The following is a 24,405-nucleotide window of genomic DNA, read 5'->3' as shown; positions in this document are numbered from 1 at the left end:
CACCTCGTGTTAATTGTTAGAGGTGACGAAAGAGACATTTTCATTCACGTCAAAGTCGTAATATCCACCACGGCGCGTTAGCGTCAGCACTTTGGCATCCTTCATCAGGGACAACCAATATCGTATGCCGGATTCACTGTAGCCCAGGGCGCTTGAAAGTTGTTTCACGCTGGAACGGAATGTTCCATTCTCTCTATGCAGAGATGACAGGTAATTATAAATGCGTCTGCATACTTCATTGCATCCGAGTTGAAACTTTGTATCTTCGTTCAGTAGGTATAGGCTATTCATAATCCTCCTGGTTAAAATGGTATCGTTGATTGTTCAATCTGGGTGTATTCATACAGGTGTGTTTCCTGAAATAGTTGCTCAATTCCCATTGAATGATCTATTCCGATTCGTTGAAGCACTCTTGATGACCAAGAATAAAAACTCTCGTCCTCTCGTCGTTGTGACAGATTTTCAAACAGGTATTTCACTGCTTCAGAAGTACGGATGCGAGGCGACGCTACATCCGCTGAAACGCTTTCAGGCACGATAACAGCTTCCTCTATAACTTCGGTGATTGTCGGCAGTGGCGCTTCTTCTAAGGCTTCTGGCTTCGTTTCTGGTGCGTACGGTAGAACGGTGAAGATACTTGTACACCCTGGACGCTCTTTCACATATAGCCAACCAAAAGATACGAGGTCTTTAATGTGGCGGCGTACAGTTTGATCTGTACCGAGTCCAAGCCGATCACCGATACCGGTTAATGAGGGGGTTACTTGTTGAAATGTACCGGATAGGCTTTGCAGATAGGAATAAACGATCTTGTGGTGAAGTTTTACTTCGTGAGTTTCGCCGTTAACTTCTACAGAAGTGATTCCGAGTAAATCATAGTCAATCGCCAGAAATGGCTTTTCGTGTTTTGTTGTCTTCATTATTTTCCTCTTTGCTAAGGATCGCTGTTATGAGTTCCGATACCAGAGCGGCAGCGGGTTTGTCTTCTTTGTTGGCACGGTTGATCAACGCCTCGTAAGTTTCTGGTGTGAAATTGATTTTCATCGTGTCTTCTCCTTCGTGAGAATTTATGTATAGCCACGAGTGGCTAATGAGGATCGCCCTATCGGTGATCAGGGTGTTTCTTCTTCTACTCTCTTTAACTTTGCTTGTAGTTCCAGAATGCGGAATTGGATAAGCGCGGTCTTGAACATCTGACGGCGTTCGGGTCGTAGGTTTTTGTTGTGGATGTATACGTTACATTGGCGCGGGGAGAGATCCCCGGAGAGAAGTGAATCAATCACATCTTGTCTGTTTAAGTACATTGTTCTCCTGTTATTAAGTTTTCTTACCTTCAATACTTACTCTACACTACTTTCTATAAAAAGTCAATGCCTAACATAATATTTTTTAAGGAGTTTTCAAATGTCAATAGATGAACTATAAATAAACAACTATGACCAATACAGGATTTGTGGTAAAATAGAAAAGAACTGAGGAGGCGTCACATCATTAAACGCCACCAGACGCTCTATAAGCGATTCTAAGCCCTTAATAGTACATCTGCATTCCCTACCCTCTCAAAATCGCTCTACGGGCTTCCTGTGCATCCTGACGGCATACGGGCGCGCCTCTGGCACTTACTCCCGAAACCAATAGCACAACTACAGAGGGATAACGGTAGTTATCAGGATTGTAGTTAGTTGGTATTGGATTGAGGCTTAGTGAACTTGCACGAGGTACGAGGGTAAGTGAGCTTTAGCCACTGGCGAAGCACACGATTATTACGCGCACAGCGCAATGGTACTTTGCCTACGGCATAAAATCATTCGTGCCTGACGTTCGTCATAAACGAAGTTTGCACGAGTCAAGAAGGTACAGAGAAACGCTTTGCTGCGTCGAGAGCGGAACGAGGCCAGCCAACGTAGCCCGAAAGGTAGCGGAGTAAGGCTGCTTGCCAGGAGTGACGGCGAGAGACGCCAGGCAAAAGATCTTTGCGACCAGCGCAAAACCATAAAAGAATAAAGATCATTCTTATTAGGTTAATTGTTATTAACTTATTCTTATCGGGTATCAGACTTGATAGGGGTACTCCTGTCAAAGTTGATAGGGGTGGGGGTATCAGTTCTGATAGGGGTATCAATCTTGATAGGGGTTTTCAGTGGGATCTGGAGTGCCGAATTTACGGCTTTTTCCCGTATATTACGAAAGTAACAAAACGGTACTCTCAGCCTTTCACCCAACGATAGATAGTCGCCCTGCTCACTCCGAATCGTCCATACAACAACACCTAAGATTAATCCGAGGTTAACCAGGGGTTATCCCTACCAAACAGGCATCTAATCCGCTGGTAATTGGCAGGTAATGAATGCCGTTGTTACAGGGGGAAAGTTGCCATAGTAACTATCACTCACTGTGCGTAAAGCCGCACGGCATAAGGCTTACAGCGATCATTGTCCACAATGTACACTTTCATGATAGGTGCAATGTGCTTAAAGACTTTTTGTGTTTTATCAAATTTATTTTAGTTGCGATTTTCCATGCCGAAACCCGCCAGTTAATTAGCATTCTAATCATTTCTTGATGCAATCAGTTTCAAGTGCATAAACTCCGCATAATCAGTGCATACAGGCAGGTTAGCCCCGCCCTCGCCTAACGACTCTACATTTATTATCATTAAATCAATGGGATAGATAACAACCACACACAAGCATTGGTAGTGTGATGTTCTGGTGTTGCCGCTGTTCTTCGTGCAGAGTTGAGGATTTGGCAATGTTCAAACACATGTTTATAAATGACAAGCACCTGATTTTAATGAAGATATTATGAAATTATGCAGATTTTGATCTGGGTGTGCCTGATCTTCGCGTTAAGCAGTGGACGCAATCGCGCTATTTACCACACACAATATAGTTCGATTTTTGATCATTTACATTGCAACTTACTGAAATTGATCATATTGTTTATTTAATAAGTTTAGATGTGTGACCTTGAAGGAGCGTAAATTGAACAGAGCCGTGGTGTTAGATGAACAGCAAGCCAAAACGATCAGGGAGTGGCTAAACGCTCATAACAAAAGTCTGATAGCAGACGTTTCGTTAATGATGCAAGCTGCCGTATTGCGTGTGGGGGATGCCGTAGCTTTGCGCTTCGACGAAGTGATCAACGGTGAGATTGACATAGAAGAACAGAAGACAGGGAAGCGTAAAGCCCTCACTCTCCCTGCTCCAGTGGTGCAGATGATTGCACGTCGCCGTGCTGAGTATCCGCATGATGTGCATGTGTTCAGAAGCCAGCGTAACCGCTCGATGCACAAGCAAGCACCTGTACGCCGTGAAGAAGTGAGCAAGCAAATCGCAGAAGCCGCGAAAGCTATAGGGATTCATGGCACTGTATCGGCTCACAGCTTTCGAAAGGCGGGAGGCAATGCAATTTACAAGCGCTCTGCAAACAACATCACGTTAGCTATGACCGTGCTCAATCACAGCAACATCACCGACACCAAGCGCTATCTGGACTTAGACAAGCAAGCCGTTAGCCGGGTGATCAATGAGATGGACTTATAAGGGGGTACACATGAAGTATCTTGTGCTGACGCTGGCGCTCATGAGCTTACAAGCTCACGCAGGGCGCATAACCTTAATTCTTAGTGACGAAATCGAAACGACTGATGGTAAGATTTGTCTTTATGAGAATGCTGTAAGAAGCGAGCAAATAAAAGTGGCTGCCAGCGCTCAATGCCGCCACACAATGACCTTCGAGGATTGATGATGAGTAGCAAAAACTATGAAAGCCACCGTAAAGCGATTGTTAGTAAGGGAATTCCTTCCGACCTGTTAAAACGGATCACTGATTCTGACATTCAGGTAATCAATACGTTTTTAACACGAGTGAACAAACTGGAGCTAACAAAGCAGGAGAGAGACTGGATTATAAACACGATCAGTACGAAGTAGATAGGACAGGTAACCAGGTGGCTGGGGCCGCCAACCACCAAGAAGCCTGACTACCTTTACCGCTATACATCCCACGGATTCGTTTTCATTTTCCTCATTGGGTACGCTTGACCATTCACGGTGAAGGTGAGTTTCTCTGTATCAATCACCCCCTCAACCTCTTTGTAGTCGAATGGGAATTTCACTTTATTGTCGTTGATTTTGTACAAACCGCCTGGAATGTTAGCACCATGCTCAACCTGCAAATAATCCCCCTTAATTAGCCAGCGTCCCTCTACCTGGAATCCGATCGCGCTACCGTGCTCATTAAAGTAAATACTCATTATGATTCCTTAGGTTCAGAGTTTACCTTTTAATGGATGTTCTCTCGTCCACCCAGCAACACTACGTGATGTAACATAGCAAATCAGTAAATCAGCAGAAGACCGCGAAGCAACAAACTTCACTTTCGAGGAAGCTACACTTCGAGACATAACCTCACACCACAGCCCATCAATGCCCTGTGCAACACTGCGTGATTCCACCTTACAAACCAGTAGATCAGCTACAGACCTGGAACCAACTACGCAAACAGCAATATCAGCAGCACTACGGCTGCCTACTTCACAGATCAACGCCATAAACACTACTCCTCATTGTTATCATCTCCACCCTCTTGCCGCATGGATTCTATAAACTCCCGTTGCTTCGGTGTGAGTGCAAGCTCATCTAGCAAGCGATCTAACTCTTCTTTGGGTGATTCCTCTTGAATCTGTCTCTTCCTGATCTCCATGCTCACCCTTGATTCATTAGGATTAATCTTAGGTTAACCAGGTGATAGAAAGTGCGCAACTAACAGATTTTGGACAATACAAACCGTTTAATGCCGTGATAGGTAGGTTAGAACATGGCGTTAACCACTCGCGCTGTGCAACGCTGGAACAGATTGCATAGAGAGTAAACCGCTTCGTGTGCCAGCTATGAAGGGTAGCCAACTGAAAGCCCTGCTTGATTACATACGAGCATTGAAAGCATGATCTGAGGGGGCATTGCCCCCTTTTAACCCTTCAAGGAAGAGCAAAGAATGGTCACAATCACCAAAACATACGAGAAAATAGCCCCAAAACTTGATGACATGGTGCGCCGTGGATTCAGCGACATTGAGCTAAAGAATGGGAGCCAGAACGAAATCTACGCCTACGGGGAACGGAAATTATTAGCTGAGGATTTCCGCAAGCTCTACCCTGAAAAATTGAACGACATTCCTCAAGACTTCCCGCCAGATGCCACGGTGATCGTGGAAGACATGGTATTGCTATACAAACCCCGTAGCGGTCAACTCACCAGAACTGCATCAGAGACACAGCTCAAACATCTTCAGGCTTTCAATGATTGGTGTCATGCCAATGCTGGTAAAGGGAAAGGCTACACCCAGACAACGAAGAACGCAGTTAACGCGATCAACATCGTCGGCGCTATCATATTGGCTGGGCTGGTCATCTGGGGCCTGTCACACATCCGTTAGTATCTAAATTTCGTTGTTGAAGCTATCAGCCAGGTGCTTACAAATCTTTACACACCTAAAATCATAGCCCGTGACACGGGATAAAGTATTACATTTCAATATGATAAAATAAATTGCAACTTATTTGTTTACCCGAGGGGTAATTCATGTATAATTGGAAAGATTTTATTGTTGCCACATAACAACAAGGCGCTGTATCGTAACTCCAATCTAATGGAGGACATACTTATGCGCGGCATTTTATTACCTATCGTCTTCTTACTCATCCTCCTCTTCAGCTTGATCATCGGTTACTTTGCGTTGAAGCCAGAAACCACAGCCACCACCCTCGCATACCTTGTATCCGCTCTCACTGGATTTTTTACACTGGTCTTAGGCTGGGTGCAGTACGCACTTAGAACATAGTATTAGCGGCCCTGGCTAACTTAATCTCTGCCTCTTCTTGCTTCTTTTGAGCTAACCAGGCTTTGCCCTTCTCAGTGGCCATAAACGCTTTGCGCTTCGCCGCTACGCTTGCAGGAGTTTTAGCGGGAGCCTTCGCCGCTTTTTGTTCCTTCTTCCACTTCTTACCCGCTGGACTCTTCAACCACTTCTTACGGGCGATCTTAGCTTCTCTTTCGGCATTGTATGGGATGATTACCGCCATGTTGCACCTCACATTTTTCTATACAGGTCAAAGAGGTAGACGCTAACAGGGATTGAGGAACAATGACAAATACAAAACCTTTGGGTAATACCCCACCTTTACGTGCCGTGATGGGCACATATGAAAACGGGGAGCGTAGCGACTTCGTTAGAAGATCCGGCAATGTATCAGTAACGTGATTTATCAGGTGATCGTTGTGTTCCGGTGATCGCTACCGTGGCAGAGCCGGATTCTTTCCCGATCCGGTTAGTGTCCCATCATTTACGCCTGTTTATCCATCCATCACAGCGCCACACAAAGCCCAGAGGCTTACGAATGAATCTGGTATGAACTGCCTGATCCTCGTGTTGCTTCACAGCAAGAATGATCAAGTAGCCCCCGCACGAAGGGGATCACGTTATAGCTTCGTTAGTATGTTGTGTGGGCCTGGCTGCCCTGTCTGCACGTTCAGTTGACGAAAGCAAATACAAAGATAAGTGCTTTCTACGAGTTGAACGCTCCGAACACTCGCCCATGTGGTGTATAATACTAACCGCCGATACAACGCACACAGGCGTTTATCAGTGCAGAAGGAAAAGCAATGAAAGAAGATAACATCAAAGTATCCCCTTGATTCTCTTAGCTTTTTCTTTGATGGTGCCGATAATAGGAGTCGAACCTACGACCTTCGCATTACGAATGCGCTGCTCTACCAACTGAGCTATATCGGCTTTTCAGGCCTGCCACGAACGTGACAACGGTTTGTAAGGTTAAGAAAAAGCGCTTTCTCCGTCAACACCTTCGCCTTCCAGTTGATGTTTTTTGCATCAAGCCCTGAATAATCAGCACAAAATGTATGGGTAACCCTAACCGAAACCCGGTCCCCCCTGCCTTCACATTTATCATTAAAAGACCCGCTCGCGGCCACTCCCTCCCCTCTTTCCTTTCGAAATCAGCTATCTTCAATTTTATCTCTCTACAATAAAGCCCCGTGAGCGCAGGTCGATACTTCCCAGACCGCGGCAATAAAATCGGGAGTGGGTATCGGATGCAGAAACTTTTTGTCAATGATGAGACGACCGGGCCGGTTCTGGAGCATAAAAGTACGGCCTCCTTTATCAAACGCGCCCTGATGCTCATGGTGTCACTGCTATCGGCCCTGTTTGCCATCGCCATCATTGTGCTGCTGATTATCGTGCACAATATCAATCAGGAAACCGATAAACATAGCGCCCTGCTGCTGGAAAAAGCGATCCATAACCGCATTGATACCCTAACCACCCATATCAAAGACTATGCCTGGTGGGGCGAGGCCTATCAGCACCTTCACCCCTACGTGGACGTTGAATGGGCTTATACCCGGCAAAATATGGGCGCTACGCTCTGGCGTGATTTTGAGTACGAGGGGATATTCGTACTCGACGGTGCCGGCCAGACGCGCTATAGCGTTATCGACGGCGCGCTGGTCACGCGGCCTCTGCAAGCGTGGCTGGGGGATAACCCCATTCCAGAGCTATTGCATAAAATCGACAGGCCGGACGGGGAACCGCTGGCCAGCACCATCGTCATGAAAGCTGGACATCCCGCCCTGGTGTCAGCGGCGCGCATTACCCCTGGCGATGACTCACGCATAGCACGTATTCCCGGCCCGGCGCCTGTACTGGTGTTTGTGGACGTGCTGGATGATAAAAAGTTGATGGCGATGGGGGAAGAGTACGGCATCGCCCAGGCCCGCGTGCAACGTAGCAATGCGCCGGCGTTAGCGGGGCGTCGCGGCGTTGCCACCCTGCCTATCGACGGGCAGCAGATCGCTTTTGAGTGGAAAAGTGAAAACCCTGGTCGGGAACTGATGCGCTACATCCTGCCGCTGCTGATTTTACTGGCGCTCTGTACCGGCTTTGCCGGGGTGATTCTGGGGCGCAACGCGCTAAAAAAAGCCCGGATGTTTGATGAAAACACCTTCCTGCTGACCCAAAGTCGTCTTGCCCTCACCGCCAGCGAAAGGCGCTTTCGCGACGTGGCCGAGGCCACCACGGACTGGATCTGGGAAACGGACCCTGACCTGCGTTTTACCTGGCTCTCGGACCGCTTTCCCGGCATTACCGGGCACAGCATATCGGCATGGATTGGCCGGCCGGTGACCGAATTTTTAGAGGCTGAGGGTCAACCGCTGGCGGAGTGGATCACCCTGCCAGGCCAGACGGGCCATCGCCGGCTGCTTCACTGCCGCTATCTTTCGGCAATGGGCCACCAGCGCTATTGTCATATCGCCCTGAAGCCTGTTATCACGCCGGAGGGGATTACCGGCTACCGGGGCACCGCCACGGACGTCACGCTCGAAGTCGAAGCCCAGGCGCGCGTGCAGTATCTCTCGCGCCATGACGAACTGACCGGCCTGCCTAACCGGGTAAGAATGCGCGAGTTTCTGGAGGGTAAGCTGCAAGCGCAGCCTACGCAGGCGCATCCGCTGGCAATGATCAGCCTCGATCTGGATAAGTTCAAGCCGGTGAATGATCTGTTCGGTCACGGTGCTGGCGATACCGTGCTGCATGAGGTCTCGGCCCGTCTACGCCACTGTGTGCGCGACTACGATCTGGTGGCACGCCAGGGGGGAGACGAATTTATTCTGATTATCTCTGACATTCTCGATCGGCAGGATATCGAACATCTGTGTGAACGTATTCTCGCCGAGCTGGCGCGACCGTTCTTTATCAACGGCAATGAGATATTTATCGGCGCCAGTATCGGGATTGCGATGGCCCCGCAGGATGCCGTCGACGCGGGCGAACTGCTGCGCTTCTCAGACATCGCGCTTTATAAAGCCAAAAGCAGCGGGCGCAACAAATGGCTCTTTTACACTGCGGAAATGGCCGAGCAGATGGTACAACGCCGCGAGATGGAAAACGGCCTGCGTGAGGCCATCAAGAAAGAGCAGTTCCGCCTGGTGTATCAGCCGCGCTATGGGCACAACTCATCGCGGATTATCGCCGTGGAGGCCCTCATCCGCTGGGAACATCCTGAGCTTGGCCTGCTCATGCCCGATCAGTTTATCTCGCTGGCAGAAGAGACCGGCCTTATCGTTGCGCTCAGCGACTGGGTGCTTAAGACCGCCTGTCGCGATGCGCAGCAATCTCTGAATGGCCTCTCGGTGTCGGTCAACATCTCCGCCGTGGAGTTCCAGTCCTGGAGTCTGGTAGAGCGCATCCGTGACGCATTAACCCTCTCCGGGCTCGACCCGGCGCGGCTGGAGATTGAGATCACTGAAAACGCCACGCTATGGAACCCAGAAAATAGCCTTGAGCTGATGCTGGCGCTTAAGAAGCTGGGGGTGAAATTGCTGATGGACGATTTTGGCACCGGCTACTCCTCCCTCAGCTATCTGCGCAACTTCCCGTTCGATGGGATCAAGCTCGATAAGTCCTTTATCTCCGGCATGCCGGAGAGCGACAGTGCCAACACCATCGTTGAAAATATTATCGGCCTCGGCAAAGCTTTTTCGCTGAGCATCACGGCGGAGGGGGTTGAGACGGAAGGACAGCTGCAAAAACTGATGATGATGGAGTGCGATGAAACCCAGGGGTACTTGATTGGGCGGCCGCTCAGTCTGGCAGCGTTGCAGGAGCAGATGGCCGCGCTCGATTCGGCGGCGCAAGAGCGCACAGGGCAGCGGCTGGAGGAGTAACGCGGGCGGCCCTACAAGCCACCCGCGTGCATCAGCGTCGTTAGCGACGCACCGTGTCGTCGCCGAAGCCGACCCACTTGTAGGTAGTTAAGGCTTCAAGCCCCATTGGGCCACGCGCATGCAGCTTCTGGGTGCTTACTGCCACTTCCGCGCCCAGGCCAAACTGGCCGCCGTCGGTGAAGCGGGTAGAGGCATTGACGTACACCGCCGATGAGTCCACTTCATTGATAAAGCGGTCGGCATGGCGCAGCGTGCGGGTCAGGATAGCATCAGAGTGCTGCGTGCCATGTTCACGGATATGCGCAATGGCCTCATCCAGATCGGCCACCAGTTTGACGTTCAGATCCAGCGACAGGTATTCGTCGTCGTACTGTTCCGCTTTCACCGCCTCAACCTTCGCCGGGCCGTTTTGCAGCAGTGCCAGCGCATCCGGTTCCGCGTGGAGGGTGACGCCGCTTTCCGCCATCTGCTTACTCAGCGCCGGCAGGAAGGTGCTGGCGATGCCCCGGTGTACCAGCAGCGTTTCAACGGTGTTACAGGTGCTGGGACGCTGGGTTTTAGCGTTAACGATGATCTTCAGCGCCGGGTCGATCTCGGCGCTCTCATCGACCAGGATGTGACACACCCCGATCCCTCCGGTGATCACCGGGATCGTTGACTGTTCGCGGCACAGTTTGTGCAGGCCAGCGCCACCGCGCGGGATCAACATATCGATGTACTTATCCATGCGCAGCATTTCGGTTACCAGCGCGCGATCCGGGCTTTCGATCGCCTGTACGGCACCGGCTGGCAGGCCGCACTCTTCCAGCGCTTGCTGAATTACTTTCACGGTCGCGGCGTTGGTACGCCAGGTCTCTTTCCCGCCGCGCAGGATCGCGGCGTTGCCGGTTTTCAGGCACAGGGAGGCAACATCCACCGTCACGTTCGGGCGGGCTTCATAAATCACGCCGATTACGCCCAGCGGTACGCGGCGACGTTCAATGCGCAGGCCGCTGTCCAGCAGGCCGCCGTCAATAACTTGTCCAACCGGGTCGGCCAGATTGCAGACCTGACGCACATCGTCGGCGATGCTTTTCAGACGCGCCGGATTCAGGGCCAGGCGGTCGAGCATCGCCTCGCTCAGACCATTGCGACGGGCTTCCAGCAGATCCTGTTCGTTGGCGAGCAGAATCTCAGCGGACTGCGCTTCCAGATAATCAGCGATTTTTTCCAGCACGCGATTTTTCTCGCGACTGGAGAGGAGCGCCAGCTTGTACGAGGCGGCTTTGGCGGCGGCGCCCATTTGTTCCAACATTTTCTGGCTCCTTAGCGAATGATCATATCGTCACGATGAACAGCAACCGGGCCATATTCATACCCGAGAATCGCGTCAATCTGCTGGGAGTGATGGCCTGCGATACGGCGCAGCGCATCGCTGTTATAGCGAGAAACGCCGTGGGCAATATCGCGCCCTTCCTGATTGCAGATACGGATCACTTCACCACGGGAGAAGTTACCTGTCACGTTTTTAATGCCTTTCGGAAGCAATGAGCTCCCGCGTTCCAGAATTGCCGCGGTCGCGCCTTCGTCCACGGTGAGCTGCCCCGCCGGAGGAGCACCGAAGATCCAGCGTTTACGGTTCTCCAGCGGCGTCGCTTCGGCATGGAAACGCGTGCCGACAGAGATACCCTCCATCACATCGCCAATCACGCCAGGACGGCTGCCCGCCGCAATAATGGTGTCGATGCCCGCGCGGCAAGCCACGTCCGCAGCCTGCAGTTTTGTGCCCATGCCGCCCGTCCCCAGGCCCGAAACGCTGTCGCCGGCAATCGCGCGCAGCGCATCGTCGATCCCTTTCACATCGGTGATCAGTTCAGCCTGTGGGTTGGTACGCGGATCGGCGGTGAACAGCCCTTGCTGGTCAGTCAGCAGCAGCAGTTTATCGGCCCCCGCCAGAATAGCCGCCAGTGCAGAGAGGTTATCGTTATCGCCGACTTTGATTTCGGCTGTGGCCACCGCATCGTTTTCGTTGATGACCGGCACAATGTTGTTATCCAGAAGCGCGCGCAGGGTATCCCGCGCGTTCAGGAAACGCTCGCGGTCTTCCATGTCTGCGCGGGTCAGCAACATCTGGCCTACGTGAATGCCGTAAATGGAGAAGAGCTGCTCCCAAAGCTGAATCAGACGGCTTTGGCCCACGGCGGCGAGAAGCTGCTTGGAGGCAATCGTTGCGGGGAGTTCAGGGTAGCCCAGATGTTCGCGCCCGGCGGCAATCGCGCCGGAGGTAACAATAACAATGCGATGCCCTGCGGCATGCAGCTGCGCGCACTGGCGCACCAGCTCAACGATATGGGCGCGATTAAGGCGGCGCGATCCGCCTGTTAATACACTGGTACCGAGTTTTACGACCAGCGTCTGGCTATCACTCATGATTCTCTGCCGTTCAACAATAAGGGAAAATGATGTTAATCAGACGTTTTAGCAGGACTGAGCCGCGTTGCCAACAGGCTTTGCGCAGAGGGGAACACTTTGTTGCGCGGGATCAGGAAGCGTAGCGGCAGATTTTTACATTTTTATTACTGAAATAATAAATCAGCGCTTTTTGAAATTATTCTGAAATTGTCATAAAACGTTCACCCGCGGACGTTAAAACCCTTCCTGTTTTTCACGGGGTAATAAGTCGATTCTTATTGCTCAGCGAATATTAGCGCGTTTACAAAACACTCAGGATTGAAAATGAAAAAGAGTACTCTGGCATTAGTGGTAATGAGCGTTGTTGCTTCCGCATCTGTTCACGCAGCAGAAGTCTTTAATAAAAACGGAAATAAACTGGATGTGTACGGTAAAGTAAAAGCCATGCACTATCTCAGTGATGACGACGCCAAAGATGGTGACCAGACCTACGTCCGTTTCGGCTTTAAAGGCGAAACTCAAATTAACGATCAGCTGACCGGTTACGGTCGCTGGGAAGCAGAATTCTCTGGCAACAAAGCCGAGAGCGACGCTACGCAAAAGACCCGTCTGGCCTTCGCCGGTCTTAAAATTAAAGATATTGGTTCTTTCGACTATGGCCGTAACCTGGGCGCTCTGTACGACGTAGAAGCCTGGACCGATATGTTCCCGGAATTCGGCGGCGACTCCTCTGGTCAGACCGATAACTTCATGACCAAACGCTCCAGCGGCCTGGCGACGTATCGCAACACCGACTTCTTCGGTGCGGTAGACGGCCTGGACCTGACCCTGCAATATCAGGGTAAAAACGAAGGTCGCGACGCCAAGAAACAGAACGGCGACGGCTTCGGTACCTCTTTAAGCTATGACTTCGGCGGCAGCGCGTTTGCGGTGAGCGGCGCGTATACCAACTCCGATCGTACTAACGATCAGAACTTGCTGGCACGTGGTAACGGCGACAAAGCCGAAGCCTGGGGTACCGGTCTGAAATATGACGCTAACGATATCTACCTGGCGGCTATGTATACCGAAACCCGCAATATGACCCCTATTTCCGGTGGCTTTGCGAATAAAGCACAGAACTTTGAAGTAGTGGCACAATATCAATTTGACTTTGGTCTGCGCCCATCCTTGGGTTATGTCCAGTCTAAAGGCAAAAATATTGAAGGGATCGGCAGCGAAGATCTCGTGAAATATATTGATGTGGGCGCGACCTATTATTTCAACAAAAACATGTCCGCGTTTGTTGATTATAAAATCAACCAGATCGACGACGATAATGCGCTGGGCGTGAGCAGCGACGACATCGTTGCCGTGGGTATGACCTACCAGTTCTAATTCAGACTAAAAAAAAGCCCGGCTGCCAGAGCGCCGGGCTTTTTTATTTTGTATTGGTGACCCCGCAATCAGGCGGTAAGTTTCACCGGTTGATTGGTGAAATCATCGGCAGGTTCCAGTTTCAGTTCAAAACTTGCCAGCAGAGTGCGTGCTTTTTCATGGAATTCACGCAGGGTGTGTTCCAGACGCTGCACCACCTCGGGATCTTTAATGGCGACCGCCTGCCAGTGCCCATCTTTATCAAACAGACCAAACTGGTAGCTGTAAGTAAATCGGCTCTCTTCTGCTTCCATCTCCATCCACCAGCCCCAGAATTCGCGCTTTTCCGGCGCGGGCTTAACATTGACGCAAACTGCCAGGCAATCGAAAAAAAAGCGTGCCCCTTCGCACTGCTCTTCCCGGATATACGGGCCAAGAGCCATGAACTTTTTGATCATTCTACTTTTCGGATGTCCACTCGGTAACGTCATTGCGATCTCCTTTTGTGAAGCCACTGTTTTACCAAACCACAAAAAATTAGCAATCAATCAACACAATCTCTGATGGATCCAACGCGAGATTTGCTGCAGTGCTTTGTCAAAATTCTGGTAAACCGGGCTAAACGGCACCTCCAGCAGCTTGCCATCGACAGATGACGAGGTGATTAAACGTGACTCCTCTTCCGGGCTGAATGGATCGTTCTTCCAGTAGCCCGAGAGCATCGGCGTTGGGCAGCGTCGCCCCAGCAAGCCCTGCGTTTTTAACGAATAACGGTTGAGCTCGATGCGCAGCGCCTCGTCGGAGGCTTGCTGCATGCCCAGGCGGCTGGCGAGCACGTCCAGATACATCTCTGGCACGCCCCCCTGCCGGGCGGGTTCGCTAAGCAGGGCGTGGACGACCGGACCAAGACAGGCCACCGCCTTCAGGCGCGACGACTCCAGATAGGCCAGACGCACCGCCACGTTCGCACCAAAGCGGAAACCAAATGCCGCGACGCGGGTATGATCGACCCAGGGATTTTTTTCCAGCGATCTCAGGGCGTGCTGATGGAGCAAGCTGGAATCCTGGGTCAGCTTCCATTTCGAAGAGAAGCCAATAGAGGGCATATCCAGGGTGAGCATCGCGACGCCCTGCGGGGCGAAATAGCGTTCATAAAGGCTGTAATAATCGGTCTGCAGAGAATCGAGGCCGCCGCACATCATAACCGTCGGGAAGGGACCCTCGCCTGCGGGCATATGCAGGAATCCGGTCACGGAGGGGCCGCCGGGAATGGTGAATTCGATTTCACGTATCCGCCCCGGCAGGTGCTGCGCGGCCTCCTGATAGGCGCGATTCGCCAGCGCCTGCGCCTGCTCTGCCAGCTCATCGCCCTTCAGATGCGGATATGCCGCGATACTGTAAAGGTCGGCGGCATGCAGCCAGTGCTGGCCGCTGAGGGCCGGATCTGGCTCCTGCGTGGCTTTCTGCTGCCAGAGCATCGCCTGTTTTGCCCACTCATAGATCCAGTTGCCGCCACGATATCCCACCACCGTGTCGTACAGTTCCGGATCGGTACGCTCGGCATCACTCATCACAATGCGCGCCTGCACCTCCAGAATTTCACGCGGATCGATCCCGCGCCAAATCCACATCAGGCGGTTAATCATGCGATACCAGTGAGGAATATTTTTGCCATCCAGCGCGGACTGCACCTGCTGCTCTGTGCCACTGTTGAAGCGGCGAACCAGGGTCGAGGTTTCCGGATGTTTGAATTTGGGTTTGAAGAGAATTTCGCTGAGATTCGCCTGGGTCATTTCGCGCTGCCTCTAGAGATACGTCAGAGAAGGCTATTGTAACGTGCTACAGGCAAAAACAATAACGCCCGGCGTCACCGGGCGTTAAAAAGAGGATTTAGCGGCCTGAAATAGGCGGTACGAAGACCACGCCCATATCCCATGGCTGCTCAATCCAGGTATCTTGCGGGATATCAATCACATAATCATCAACCAGTGGTTTACCCGCCGGTTTTGCGAAGATAGTGACGAAATGCGCTTTTGGATACATTTCGCGAATAGCGACCGCGGTGCCACCGGTATCGACCAGGTCGTCAATAACGATAAAGCCTTCGCCATCACCTTCGGCGCGCTTGAGTACTGTCAGCTCACGCTGGTTGTCATGGTCGTAGCTGGAGATGCAGACGGTATCGACATGACGAATACCCAGCTCACGTGCCAGCAGCGCCCCCGGTACCAAACCGCCACGGCTAACGGCGATAATGCCTTTCCACTGTTCGGAAGGCATCAGGCGCGCAGCCAGTTTGCGTGCGTGAATCTGCAACATGTCCCAGGTGACGACGTATTTTTCGCTCATGTGAAGTGTCCCAGCCTGTTTGTATACGGCTTAAAAAAATGAGGGGTGAACCAGGTTGCGCGAGATTATAGAGATCTGACGCACTAAAAACCAGTGTTAAGCGGCATGGGGTGGAGTTTTTGCATGCTTAATACTATGCGTTGCCAGAGAAAGTGGTATTCTCAACCGCATCTCGCAAGTCTGACTTGTGGTGACTCTAAACCTGCTAACCCCGTGTCCTGCATCCCTGTTGCAGGATATCGACAAGGAGACTCATAGTGTCTGAACTGTCTCAACTATCTCCACAACCGCTGTGGGATATTTTTGCCAAAATCTGCTCCATTCCTCACCCTTCCTATCACGAAGAACAGCTTGCCGAACACATCATGGGCTGGGCGAAGGAAAAAGGGCTTCACGCCGAGCGCGACCAGGTTGGTAACATTCTGATCCGTAAACCTGCCACCAAAGGCATGGAAAACCGCAAAGCAGTTGTACTGCAAGCGCACCTGGACATGGTTCCACAGAAAAACAACGACACCGTCCACGACTTCACTAAAGATCCGATTCAGCCGTACATCGACGGCGAGTGGGTTAAAGCGCGCGGCACCACGCTGGGCGCGGATAACGGTATCGGCATGGCCTCTGCCCTGGCCGTACTGGCTGATGACAGCGTTGAGCATGGCCCGCTGGAAGTGTTGCTGACCATGACGGAAGAAGCGGGTATGGACGGCGCATTTGGTCTGCAGGCGAACTGGCTGCAGGCAGATATCCTGATCAACACCGACTCCGAAGAAGAGGGTGAGATCTACATGGGTTGCGCTGGCGGTATCGATTTCATCGCCACCCTGCCGTTGACCCGTGAAGCGGTACCCGCCAATTTCCAGACCTTTAAGCTGACCCTGAAAGGGCTGAAAGGTGGCCACTCCGGCGGCGATATTCACCTGGGCCTGGGCAATGCGAACAAACTGCTGGCACGCTTCCTGGCAGGCCACGCGGCCGAACTGGATCTGCGCCTTGTCGATTTCAATGGCGGCACCCTGCGTAACGCCATCCCGCGCGAAGCCTTCGCTACCGTCGCCGTTGCGGCTGACAAAGCCGACGCGCTGAAAAACCTGGCGAACGTTTATCTGGATATCCTGAAAAACGAACTCTCGGTGAAAGAGAAGAACCTGACCGTGGTGCTCGAAGCCGTCTCCAGCGACAAAACGGCGCTGACTACCGCATCCCGTGACGCCTTTGTTCAGTTGCTGAATGCCACACCAAACGGCGTGATCCGTAACTCCGACGTCGCGAAAGGGGTGGTGGAAACCTCCCTGAACGTGGGCGTGGTGACCATGAGCGACGACAGCGCAGAAATCATCTGCCTGATCCGTTCACTTATCGACAGCGGTAAAGAGTACGTTGTGAGTATGCTGGAATCACTGGGTGCCCTGGCCGGAGCGAAAACATCCGCAAAAGGCAGCTATCCAGGCTGGCAGCCGGACGCAAGCTCGCCGGTAATGGCCCTGGTTCGTGAAACCTACCAGCGTCTGTTCAACAGCACCCCGAACATTCAGGTGATTCACGCCGGTCTGGAGTGCGGTCTGTTTAAAAAACCGTACCCGGATATGGACATGGTGTCTATCGGCCCAACCATTACGGGTCCGCACTCGCCAGACGAGCAAGTTCATATTGAAAGCGTGGGCCACTACTGGACCCTGCTGACAGAACTGCTGAAAGCCATCCCGGCGAAGTAAGCATTTCTTCTCGCCATCAAGCCCGGCTCCGCCGGGCTTTTTTATAACCCCAGCAACAGCTGCCGCTCTAATTGCGGATCCAATAGCGTGACGTGTAAACCCACCAGCCGTACGCCCCGCCCTGCCCGACGCTCTGCCCAGGTTTTCTTCGCGGTGGCGACAAGGTCGTCTTTGTTGAGACGCGGCCAGACGTGCTCCTGGGTCGTCTGCTGAAAATCGTTAAATTTAAGTTTGACCCCCTGACGGGCAATCAACAGGTCTGGCTTCACTTTCGCCAGTCGCCGCTCTAGCTCGGGATAGAGCTGTTCGGTAATGATTTTTTCACACTCCGCCCAGTCATGAATGTCATCACTCAGGGTGCGCTCCACACCAACCGATTTTCGCAGCCGCTCGCTGTTGACGTCGCGATCGTCAATCCCCTGGCTTCGCTCCCACAACACCCGGCCAAATTTACCGAACCGCTTAAGGAGCATAGCAAGATCGCTATTTTGCACATCTTCGCAGGTGCGAAGCCCCATGCTCTCCAGCTTTGCCGCAGAGACTTTGCCCACCCCGGGGATTTTACTGAGCGACAGGGTTTTTAAGAACGCCGGGACGTCATCGGGCGTGATCACATACTGACCGTTGGGCTTATTAAGATCGGACGCGATCTTGGCCAGAAATTTTACCGGCGCCACCCCCGCCGAGGCGGTGAGGTTGAGTTCGTTAGAGATGGTTTGGCGAATCTCCTGCGCCATCAACGTTGCCGAGCCGTGGCAATGCAGGCTTTCCGTAACGTCGAGATAGGCTTCGTCAAGCGACAGGGGCTCAATGAGAGAAGTGTAGCGGGAGAAGATATCGCGGATATGCAGCGACGCTTCTTTGTAGGCCTCAAAGCGACCCGGCAACAGGGTTAAGTGGGGGCATAGCTTCAGGGCCATCGCCGTAGGCATGGCGCTGCGCACGCCAAATTTGCGCGCCGGGTAGTTTGCCGTGCTGATGACGCCCCGCTTTACGCGGCTGCCGCCGATAGCAATGGGAATATCCCGCAGCGCCGGATTGTCCCGCATCTCTACCGCAGCAAAAAAGCAGTCCATATCGACATGAATGATTTTGCGCATTCCATTCACCATACCTGTAATTGCATACAGTATAACAAACAACATTTAATGCGACAGCCGTTTTAGCGTCTCATTACCGTCATACGGCTATGTTAAAAAGAGAACCCTATAAAAACCTTATAATTCATTACGTTAAAAAATATCTGGAGATCGTTTCATGAACAAACGGATTGCCGCCTCGCTGCTGTTTCTCAGCACCTCGCTCTGGGCCAGCCCAGAAATCATTGCGCATCGTGGCGGCACGGGCGACGCGCCAGAAAATACCCTGCCGGCCATTAAGCTGGCGCTGCAAAATCAGGCTCAGGCCATCTGGATAACCGTACAGCTTAGCCGTGACGGCGTGCCGGTGCTTTATCGTCCCAGCGACCTGCAGGCGTTAACGTCAATGAAGGGAAAAGTTTCTGCCTACACCGCTGCCGAGCTTACGACCTTTAATGCCGGTACCAAATGGAAAGAGACGATTGCAAATGCCACCATCCCGACGCTAAAAGCCGTACTGGAACAGTGGCCAGAGACCCGGTTCTTTATTGATATTAAATCGCCGGACGCGGCGCCGGAGGAGATGGCGAAACAGTTGACGGCCACCCTGCAAGAGACGAATAGCTTACAGCGGGTTCGCGTTTACTCCACGGAAGATCGTTACCTGGACGCATTGCCGCCTACGGTACCGCGTTTTGTGACCCGCAGTGAAACCCGGACTCGTCTGGCAAATATTTCGCTGAATCATCTGTGCGATGCCCCAGCCAAAACCATGGATGAATACTGGTATGGCCTGGAGCTTAACCGTAAGGTTGAGATAGTCGAAAAATTCACGCTCGGCGAAGGCATTTCGCCGGCGACGCTGACGTGGGACAAAGAGGCGATGACCTGTTTCCGTTCGCAGGGGAATGCGCACATTATTTTACTGGGCATCAACGCCAGCAAGGATTTTCAGACTGCAAAAATGCTGGGTGCCGACGGTGTCGTGGTCGATTCCCCTGCGCAGGCCAGCCAGTGGCATTAATCGTTAATCAGGCCGCGAGCGCGGCCTGATGATTTTAGAGTATTCTGCCCTGCTGACGCCGGGCATCACGTTCCATCCGTTTTTTCCGCGCATCGCACGGTTCAGGGCAGTCGCATACTTTCTCCATGCCCAGGGAGGAGATCCCACCGCAGCTGCCCTGCAGGCTTTTACGCTTGATGATCCAGCCGAGCGACATGGCAAAGATAACCAGCACAAATACCGCAAAGGTGGCGATAAAAACAAACATATCAGCCTCCGAAGTCGTCCAGCATGATGTTCTCATCCTCCACGCCAAGATCTTTCAGCATCCTGATAACCGCCGCGTTCATCACCGGTGGACCGCACATGTAGAACTCGCAATCTTCCGGCGCGGCATGGTTCTTGAGGTAGTTCTCATACAGCACGTTGTGAATGAAGCCGGTATAGCCCGTCCAGTTATCTTCCGGCTGCGGATCGGAGAGCGCAACGTGGAAGCTGAAGTTAGGATTTTCTCGCGCCAGCTGTTCAAACTCGTCATCGTAGAACATCTCACGCCGCGAGCGGGCACCGTACCAGAAGCTGATTTTACGCTTACTGCCAAGACGCTTTAGCTGATCGAAGATATGTGAGCGCATCGGCGCCATGCCAGCACCGCCGCCGATAAAGACCATTTCGGCCTCGCTCTCTTTGGCAAAGAACTCGCCAAACGGCCCGGAAATCGTGACCTTATCGCCCGCTTTCAGCGACCAGATATAGGAGGACATAATTCCCGGCGGCGCATCAGGCACGCCCGGGGGCGGCGTGGCGATACGCACATTGAGCATGATGATGCCCTTCTCGTCCGGATAGTTGGCCATGGAGTACGCCCGCAGCGTGGGCTCTTTGACGTCAGAGACGAAGCGGAAAAGATTAAATTTATCCCAGTCCGCACGGTACTCGTCAGGCACATCAAAATCGGCGTAAGCCACGGTGTGTTCGGGACATTCGATTTGAATATAACCCCCTGCACGGAAGGGAACATCTTCGCCTTCCGGTACCCGTAGCTTCAGCTCCTTGATAAAGGTGGCTTTGTTATCGTTGGAGATCACTTCACACTGCCACTTCTTAACGCCGAAAATCTCTTCAGGCAGTTCGATTTTCATGTTCTGGCGCACCGCCACCTGACAGGCCAGACGACATCCCTCTTTCGCCTCGCGCTTACTGATATGCGCAAGCTCGGTGGGGAGGATGTCACCGCCCCCCTCTTTCACGACAACCCGGCACTGTCCGCAGGAGCCGCCGCCGCCGCAGGCGGAGGAGACAAAAATGCCGTTGCCGGAGAGCGTATTGAGCAGCTTATCACCCGCTGCGGTGCGAATCTGTTTGTCCGCTTCATCGTTAATATCGATCGTGACATCACCTGCATTAACCAGCTTCGCACGCGCCACCAGAATCAACCCGGACAGCATCAGAACGATGAGCGTAAACATCACGACGCCAAGAATAATTTCCATTTATTAAGCCCTTATAGCTGCACACCGGAGAAGGACATAAAGCCCAGCGCCATTAAACCGGTGGTGATAAAGGTGATCCCTAAGCCGCGCAGACCGGCCGGCACGTTAGCGTATTTCATTTTTTCGCGGATCCCTGCCATGGTGACAATCGCCAGCATCCAGCCAATACCCGAGCCAAATCCGTACACGACCGACTCGGTGAAGTTGTAATCACGCTGAACCATAAATGACACCCCGCCAAAGATGGCGCAGTTCACCGCAATCAACGGCAGGAAGATCCCCAGCGCGTTGTAAAGGGATGGAAAGTATTTATCGAGGATCATCTCCAGAATCTGCACCAGCGCAGCAATCACGCCAATAAAGGTAATGAAGTTAAGGAAGCTGAGATCCACCCCTTCCACCAGCGCACCGTCGCGCAGCACCAGGTTGAAGACCAGATTGTTAATCGGGACCGACAACCCCAGCACCACCGTCACGGCCACGCCAAGACCAAACGCGGTCGATACCTTTTTGGAGACGGCAAGAAAAGTACACATCCCGAGGAAGAACGCGAGCGCCATGTTTTCGACAAACACCGCGCGCACAAACAAACTAAGGTAATGAGCCATTGTCGGTTACTCCTTTTCCTGCTGCTCCGGGCGCCAGGTTCTCACCGCCCAGATCAACAAACCGATAATGAAGAAGGCGCTTGGTGCCAGCAAAAACAGGCCATTCGGCAGGTACCAGCCACCGTTTTGCACGGTATCCAGTACCGTAATCCCAAACAGTTTTCCGCTACCAATCAGCTCTCGCAGGAAGCCCACGGTCAGCAGAATCACCCCGTAACCGAGGCCGTTGCCAATGCCATCCATAAAGCTCGCCAACGGCGGCATTTTCATGGCGTAGGCTTCAGCCCGGCCCATCACAATACAGTTGGTGATGATCAAGCCGACAAACACCGACAGCTGTTTCGAGGTTTCATAGGCGAAGGCGCGTAACAGTTGATCCACCACGATCACCAGCGAGGCGATGATCGCCATCTGCACAATAATGCGTACGCTGTTGGGGATATGGTGGCGAATCATCGAGATAAACATGCTGGAGAACGCCGTCACCAGCGTCACCGCCAGAGTCATGACCACCGCCGTTTCCAGTTTTGTGGTCACCGCCAGCGCCGAGCAGACCCCCAGCACCTGCAGGGTGATAGGGTTATTGGCAATCAACGGCCCAATCAAAACCCGTTTGACTTCTTTCAGCTCGCCCGCGTCAGCCATGATTCAGCTCTCCTTCACGTACTTTTTTAAGAAAGGGCCCAAAACCCAGTTCGCCCATCCAGAAATCGAAACTGTGTTGTACGCCGTTCGAGGTGAGCGTGGCGCCAGAAAGGCCATCTACCGCGTACTCGTCGCCTTGCCGCGCAGCGCCTTTCATCACTTTCAGCGCCGGCTGCCCGTTATCGTCCAGCACTTTTTTGCCAATAAATTGCGCACGCCAGCCCGGGTTTTCGACTTCACCGCCCAGCCCCGGGGTTTCTCCCTGATCGTACCAGGTGATGCCTTTAACGGTGCGACCATCGGTATCAAGGGCCACAAAGGCATACATCATTGACCACAGACCGTTGCCATAGACCGGCAAAACCAGTTGCTGCACACGTTGTTGTTCATCGCGCACCAGGTAGATTTCAGCAACGTTGCTGCGACGCTTAATCCCCGCCGGATCTTCGCTGGCCTCCAGTACCGTACTCATTTTGGGATCCTTTAGCGCCAGCCCCTGGTTATAGCTGTTTGGATCCTTGTCGAGTATCGCGCCGGTTTTTAGCTCCACCAGCTTCGGCGTGATACGCTCGGCAAAGGTCTGTGCGACCTCTTCAGCGCTCATCTCACCCTGCATGAGTCCCGTTACCGCCAGGATATTGCGCTGTTTGTCCAGGGCTCGCTGCTCCTGCTGGCGCGACTTCAGCCCTACGGCAGAGCCCGCCACCACAATGGAGCACACCAGGCACAGCACCAGCACCACCATCAAGGTCTTGCCGATGCTATCGTTATTTTTGTTCTCAGCCACGCGCCTTCCTCCGTCTGATGTTGGCCTGCGCCACCAGGTAGTCGAACAGCGGCGCGAACAGGTTGGCAAACAGGATCGCCAGCATCATCCCTTCCGGATAAGCCGGGTTGACCACGCGGATCAACACGCACATGGCACCGATCAGGATGCCGTAGCACCACTTCCCTTTGTCGGTAAATGAAGCCGAAACCGGATCGGTTGCCATAAACATCATGCCGAAGGCAAAACCGCCCAGTACCAGGTGCCAGTACCATGGCATAGAGAACATCGGGTTGGTGTCGGAACCTATCAGGTTAAAGAGCGAGGCGATGGCAATCATGCCGATCATGACCCCGGCCACGATGCGCCAGGAGGCGACGCGACCAAACAGAATGATGGCACCGCCAATCAGGATCATCAGCGTTGATACTTCACCTATCGACCCCGGAATGGTGCCGATAAAGGCATCAAACCAACTAACGGGCTGGCCGGTGGCGTTATTGACCAGCGTCTCACCGCCGTGTGCCGCCCACTGCGAAAGCGGCGTTGCGCCCGAGAAGCCGTCAGCCGCCGTCCAGACCAGGTCGCCAGAAATTTGGGCCGGATAGGCAAAGAAGAGAAAAGCACGGCCGGCCAGGGCCGGATTGAGGAAGTTACGTCCGGTGCCGCCGAAGAGTTCTTTCGCCATTACCACGCCAAAACTGATGCCCATCGCCGCCTGCCACAAAGGGAGCGTGGGGGGCACAATCAGGGCAAACAGAATTGAGGTGACGAAGAATCCCTCGTTAATCTCGTGCTTGCGCACGATGGCAAACAGCACTTCCCAGAAGCCACCGACCAGGAAAACCGTCATATAAACAGGCAGGAAGTAGACGGCCCCCAGGGTCATCATGCTTATCCAGCCAGCATCGGCAGCAAAGCTCACGCCGAGCATCTGCGCCACGCGGTAGTGCCAGTCGCCCTGAATAACCTGCTGGAGTTGCTGGGCGTCGTACAGATGATGCAACGCCGGGATGGTTTGCAGGCCCACGTTGTACATGCCCCAGAACATCGCAGGGAAGACGGCAAACCAGACGAGGATCATCATCCTTTTGAGATCGATGGCATCGCGTACGTGCGCAGCCCCCTTCGTCACCTGACCCGGGGTGTAAAACACCGTTGTGGTCGCTTCAAACAGCGGGTAATACTTTTCCAGTTTGCCGCCATGCGTAAAGTGCGGCTCCAGTTTTTCAATGAGATGTTTCAGGCCCATCG

General features: G+C 52.8%; 25 protein-coding genes and 1 tRNA gene. 7 read left to right on the top strand and 19 right to left on the bottom strand.

Annotation, left to right across the window (positions count from 1 at the left end):
- Nucleotides 1-9: 9 nt before the first annotated feature.
- The 3 genes from B3511_RS03480 to B3511_RS03470 form a co-directional block, all read right to left on the bottom strand.
- On the bottom strand, nt 10-168 hold the full coding sequence (locus B3511_RS03480) for a hypothetical protein (RefSeq protein WP_286777540.1): 159 nt from the start codon (nt 166-168) through the stop codon (nt 10-12).
- A gap of 134 nt (nt 169-302) precedes the next feature.
- On the bottom strand, nt 303-920 hold the full coding sequence (locus B3511_RS03475) for a helix-turn-helix domain-containing protein (RefSeq protein WP_286777539.1): 618 nt from the start codon (nt 918-920) through the stop codon (nt 303-305).
- The gene (locus B3511_RS03470; RefSeq protein WP_286777538.1) at nt 880-1,044 is read right to left on the bottom strand and encodes a hypothetical protein; all 165 of its coding nucleotides are present in this window, start codon (nt 1,042-1,044) and stop codon (nt 880-882) included. The genes B3511_RS03475 and B3511_RS03470 overlap by 41 nt, the downstream gene beginning before the upstream one ends.
- 1,940 nt (nt 1,045-2,984) lie before the next feature.
- Here B3511_RS03470 and B3511_RS03465 point away from each other — a divergent pair.
- Nucleotides 2,985-3,545 (top strand): tyrosine-type recombinase/integrase, encoded by a 561-nt coding sequence (locus tag B3511_RS03465; RefSeq protein ID WP_286777537.1) that lies wholly within the window; start codon nt 2,985-2,987, stop codon nt 3,543-3,545.
- A 10-nt stretch (nt 3,546-3,555) separates the two neighbouring features.
- Nucleotides 3,556-3,747 (top strand): hypothetical protein, encoded by a 192-nt coding sequence (locus B3511_RS03460; RefSeq protein WP_163385566.1) that lies wholly within the window; start codon nt 3,556-3,558, stop codon nt 3,745-3,747.
- Nucleotides 3,748-3,997: 250 nt separating this feature from the next.
- Here the strand turns inward: B3511_RS03460 and B3511_RS03455 are convergent, their stop codons facing one another.
- Both B3511_RS03455 and B3511_RS20645 read right to left on the bottom strand, forming a co-directional pair.
- A complete protein-coding gene (locus tag B3511_RS03455) occupies nt 3,998-4,258 on the bottom strand; it encodes a hypothetical protein (RefSeq protein WP_286777536.1) in 261 nt (86 codons plus the stop codon).
- A gap of 15 nt (nt 4,259-4,273) precedes the next feature.
- Nucleotides 4,274-4,555, bottom strand: a complete 282-nt coding sequence (locus B3511_RS20645; protein ID WP_414671871.1) for a DUF6150 family protein — start codon at nt 4,553-4,555, stop codon at nt 4,274-4,276.
- A 443-nt stretch (nt 4,556-4,998) separates the two neighbouring features.
- Between B3511_RS20645 and B3511_RS03450 the strand changes: the two genes are divergently transcribed.
- Nucleotides 4,999-5,439 (top strand): hypothetical protein, encoded by a 441-nt coding sequence (locus B3511_RS03450; protein ID WP_286777535.1) that lies wholly within the window; start codon nt 4,999-5,001, stop codon nt 5,437-5,439.
- Between the two features lie 394 nt (nt 5,440-5,833).
- Here B3511_RS03450 and B3511_RS03445 read toward each other — a convergent pair whose 3' ends face one another.
- Both B3511_RS03445 and B3511_RS03440 read right to left on the bottom strand, forming a co-directional pair.
- Complete coding sequence (locus B3511_RS03445) at nt 5,834-6,085, bottom strand: hypothetical protein (RefSeq protein WP_286777534.1); 252 nt, start codon at nt 6,083-6,085, stop codon at nt 5,834-5,836.
- A 634-nt stretch (nt 6,086-6,719) separates the two neighbouring features.
- A tRNA-Thr gene (locus B3511_RS03440) sits at nt 6,720-6,795 on the bottom strand.
- A 317-nt stretch (nt 6,796-7,112) separates the two neighbouring features.
- Between B3511_RS03440 and B3511_RS03435 the strand changes: the two genes are divergently transcribed.
- Nucleotides 7,113-9,746 carry a bifunctional diguanylate cyclase/phosphodiesterase gene (locus B3511_RS03435; protein ID WP_286777533.1) on the top strand — a complete coding sequence of 878 codons (2,634 nt, stop codon included), beginning with the start codon at nt 7,113-7,115 and terminating at the stop codon, nt 9,744-9,746.
- A 40-nt stretch (nt 9,747-9,786) separates the two neighbouring features.
- Here the strand turns inward: B3511_RS03435 and proA are convergent, their stop codons facing one another.
- Together proA and proB are read right to left on the bottom strand one after the other, a co-directional pair.
- Nucleotides 9,787-11,040 carry a glutamate-5-semialdehyde dehydrogenase gene (gene proA, locus B3511_RS03430; RefSeq protein WP_286777532.1) on the bottom strand — a complete coding sequence of 418 codons (1,254 nt, stop codon included), beginning with the start codon at nt 11,038-11,040 and terminating at the stop codon, nt 9,787-9,789.
- Between the two features lie 11 nt (nt 11,041-11,051).
- Entirely contained in the window at nt 11,052-12,155 is a 1,104-nt protein-coding gene (gene proB, locus B3511_RS03425; RefSeq protein WP_040077021.1) for a glutamate 5-kinase, read from the bottom strand.
- A gap of 306 nt (nt 12,156-12,461) precedes the next feature.
- Between proB and phoE the strand changes: the two genes are divergently transcribed.
- Nucleotides 12,462-13,514, top strand: coding sequence for a phosphoporin PhoE (gene phoE / locus B3511_RS03420; protein ID WP_286777531.1), 1,053 nt, complete (start codon nt 12,462-12,464; stop codon nt 13,512-13,514).
- Nucleotides 13,515-13,582: 68 nt separating this feature from the next.
- Here the strand turns inward: phoE and crl are convergent, their stop codons facing one another.
- The 3 genes from crl to gpt form a co-directional block, all read right to left on the bottom strand.
- Complete coding sequence (gene crl / locus B3511_RS03415; protein ID WP_046886717.1) at nt 13,583-13,984, bottom strand: sigma factor-binding protein Crl; 402 nt, start codon at nt 13,982-13,984, stop codon at nt 13,583-13,585.
- A 57-nt stretch (nt 13,985-14,041) separates the two neighbouring features.
- Entirely contained in the window at nt 14,042-15,286 is a 1,245-nt protein-coding gene (gene frsA, locus B3511_RS03410; RefSeq protein WP_046886716.1) for an esterase FrsA, read from the bottom strand.
- A 97-nt stretch (nt 15,287-15,383) separates the two neighbouring features.
- Nucleotides 15,384-15,842 carry a xanthine phosphoribosyltransferase gene (gpt, locus tag B3511_RS03405; RefSeq protein ID WP_040077024.1) on the bottom strand — a complete coding sequence of 153 codons (459 nt, stop codon included), beginning with the start codon at nt 15,840-15,842 and terminating at the stop codon, nt 15,384-15,386.
- A gap of 257 nt (nt 15,843-16,099) precedes the next feature.
- On the opposite strand from gpt, the gene pepD reads away from it, so the two are divergent.
- The gene (pepD, locus tag B3511_RS03400; protein WP_286777530.1) at nt 16,100-17,557 is read left to right on the top strand and encodes a cytosol nonspecific dipeptidase; all 1,458 of its coding nucleotides are present in this window, start codon (nt 16,100-16,102) and stop codon (nt 17,555-17,557) included.
- A 41-nt stretch (nt 17,558-17,598) separates the two neighbouring features.
- Here pepD and dinB read toward each other — a convergent pair whose 3' ends face one another.
- Nucleotides 17,599-18,657, bottom strand: a complete 1,059-nt coding sequence (gene dinB, locus B3511_RS03395) for a DNA polymerase IV (protein WP_040077028.1) — start codon at nt 18,655-18,657, stop codon at nt 17,599-17,601.
- 157 nt (nt 18,658-18,814) lie between these two features.
- Between dinB and B3511_RS03390 the strand changes: the two genes are divergently transcribed.
- Nucleotides 18,815-19,660, top strand: a complete 846-nt coding sequence (locus B3511_RS03390; protein ID WP_263616459.1) for a glycerophosphodiester phosphodiesterase family protein — start codon at nt 18,815-18,817, stop codon at nt 19,658-19,660.
- 34 nt (nt 19,661-19,694) lie between these two features.
- Here the strand turns inward: B3511_RS03390 and nqrM are convergent, their stop codons facing one another.
- Genes nqrM through B3511_RS03360 form a run of 6 tightly spaced genes read right to left on the bottom strand, consistent with a single transcriptional unit; the run spans nt 19,695 to nt 24,403 of the window.
- The gene (gene nqrM / locus B3511_RS03385; RefSeq protein ID WP_046886712.1) at nt 19,695-19,907 is read right to left on the bottom strand and encodes a (Na+)-NQR maturation NqrM; all 213 of its coding nucleotides are present in this window, start codon (nt 19,905-19,907) and stop codon (nt 19,695-19,697) included.
- Between the two features lies 1 nt (nt 19,908).
- On the bottom strand, nt 19,909-21,132 hold the full coding sequence (nqrF, locus tag B3511_RS03380; RefSeq protein WP_046886711.1) for an NADH:ubiquinone reductase (Na(+)-transporting) subunit F: 1,224 nt from the start codon (nt 21,130-21,132) through the stop codon (nt 19,909-19,911).
- 11 nt (nt 21,133-21,143) lie between these two features.
- Nucleotides 21,144-21,740, bottom strand: coding sequence for an NADH:ubiquinone reductase (Na(+)-transporting) subunit E (gene nqrE / locus B3511_RS03375; protein WP_046886710.1), 597 nt, complete (start codon nt 21,738-21,740; stop codon nt 21,144-21,146).
- 6 nt (nt 21,741-21,746) lie between these two features.
- Nucleotides 21,747-22,385, bottom strand: a complete 639-nt coding sequence (locus B3511_RS03370; protein ID WP_032616678.1) for an NADH:ubiquinone reductase (Na(+)-transporting) subunit D — start codon at nt 22,383-22,385, stop codon at nt 21,747-21,749.
- On the bottom strand, nt 22,378-23,172 hold the full coding sequence (locus B3511_RS03365) for a Na(+)-translocating NADH-quinone reductase subunit C (protein ID WP_046886709.1): 795 nt from the start codon (nt 23,170-23,172) through the stop codon (nt 22,378-22,380). Before B3511_RS03365 ends, B3511_RS03370 begins: the two co-directional genes overlap by 8 nt.
- The gene (locus tag B3511_RS03360) at nt 23,165-24,403 is read right to left on the bottom strand and encodes an NADH:ubiquinone reductase (Na(+)-transporting) subunit B (RefSeq protein ID WP_046886708.1); all 1,239 of its coding nucleotides are present in this window, start codon (nt 24,401-24,403) and stop codon (nt 23,165-23,167) included. The genes B3511_RS03365 and B3511_RS03360 overlap by 8 nt, the downstream gene beginning before the upstream one ends.
- Nucleotides 24,404-24,405 lie beyond the last annotated feature (2 nt).

The organism is Leclercia sp. UBA1284 (assembly GCF_002308415.1).
In the GTDB taxonomy this organism is placed as follows: Bacteria; Pseudomonadota; Gammaproteobacteria; order Enterobacterales; family Enterobacteriaceae; genus Enterobacter; species Enterobacter pneumoniae.
The sequence above is the reverse complement of the archived record's forward strand: the minus strand, read 5'-3'. Positions and strand labels throughout refer to the sequence as shown.

Coding starts and splice junctions, on each gene's coding strand:
- B3511_RS03460 (WP_163385566.1), top strand. CDS start 3,556: ATGAAGTATCTTGTGCTGACGCTGGCGCTCATGAGCTTACAAGCTCAC.
- B3511_RS20645 (WP_414671871.1), bottom strand. CDS start 4,555: ATGGCGTTGATCTGTGAAGTAGGCAGCCGTAGTGCTGCTGATATTGCT.
- B3511_RS03445 (WP_286777534.1), bottom strand. CDS start 6,085: ATGGCGGTAATCATCCCATACAATGCCGAAAGAGAAGCTAAGATCGCC.
- B3511_RS03470 (WP_286777538.1), bottom strand. CDS start 1,044: ATGAAAATCAATTTCACACCAGAAACTTACGAGGCGTTGATCAACCGT.
- B3511_RS03475 (WP_286777539.1), bottom strand. CDS start 920: ATGAAGACAACAAAACACGAAAAGCCATTTCTGGCGATTGACTATGAT.
- frsA (WP_046886716.1), bottom strand. CDS start 15,286: ATGACCCAGGCGAATCTCAGCGAAATTCTCTTCAAACCCAAATTCAAA.
- dinB (WP_040077028.1), bottom strand. CDS start 18,657: ATGCGCAAAATCATTCATGTCGATATGGACTGCTTTTTTGCTGCGGTA.
- B3511_RS03360 (WP_046886708.1), bottom strand. CDS start 24,403: ATGGGCCTGAAACATCTCATTGAAAAACTGGAGCCGCACTTTACGCAT.
- phoE (WP_286777531.1), top strand. CDS start 12,462: ATGAAAAAGAGTACTCTGGCATTAGTGGTAATGAGCGTTGTTGCTTCC.
- proA (WP_286777532.1), bottom strand. CDS start 11,040: ATGTTGGAACAAATGGGCGCCGCCGCCAAAGCCGCCTCGTACAAGCTG.
- B3511_RS03450 (WP_286777535.1), top strand. CDS start 4,999: ATGGTCACAATCACCAAAACATACGAGAAAATAGCCCCAAAACTTGAT.
- B3511_RS03370 (WP_032616678.1), bottom strand. CDS start 22,385: ATGGCTGACGCGGGCGAGCTGAAAGAAGTCAAACGGGTTTTGATTGGG.
- proB (WP_040077021.1), bottom strand. CDS start 12,155: ATGAGTGATAGCCAGACGCTGGTCGTAAAACTCGGTACCAGTGTATTA.
- nqrM (WP_046886712.1), bottom strand. CDS start 19,907: ATGTTTGTTTTTATCGCCACCTTTGCGGTATTTGTGCTGGTTATCTTT.
- crl (WP_046886717.1), bottom strand. CDS start 13,984: ATGACGTTACCGAGTGGACATCCGAAAAGTAGAATGATCAAAAAGTTC.
- B3511_RS03455 (WP_286777536.1), bottom strand. CDS start 4,258: ATGAGTATTTACTTTAATGAGCACGGTAGCGCGATCGGATTCCAGGTA.
- B3511_RS03435 (WP_286777533.1), top strand. CDS start 7,113: ATGCAGAAACTTTTTGTCAATGATGAGACGACCGGGCCGGTTCTGGAG.
- B3511_RS03390 (WP_263616459.1), top strand. CDS start 18,815: ATGAACAAACGGATTGCCGCCTCGCTGCTGTTTCTCAGCACCTCGCTC.
- gpt (WP_040077024.1), bottom strand. CDS start 15,842: ATGAGCGAAAAATACGTCGTCACCTGGGACATGTTGCAGATTCACGCA.
- nqrE (WP_046886710.1), bottom strand. CDS start 21,740: ATGGCTCATTACCTTAGTTTGTTTGTGCGCGCGGTGTTTGTCGAAAAC.
- nqrF (WP_046886711.1), bottom strand. CDS start 21,132: ATGGAAATTATTCTTGGCGTCGTGATGTTTACGCTCATCGTTCTGATG.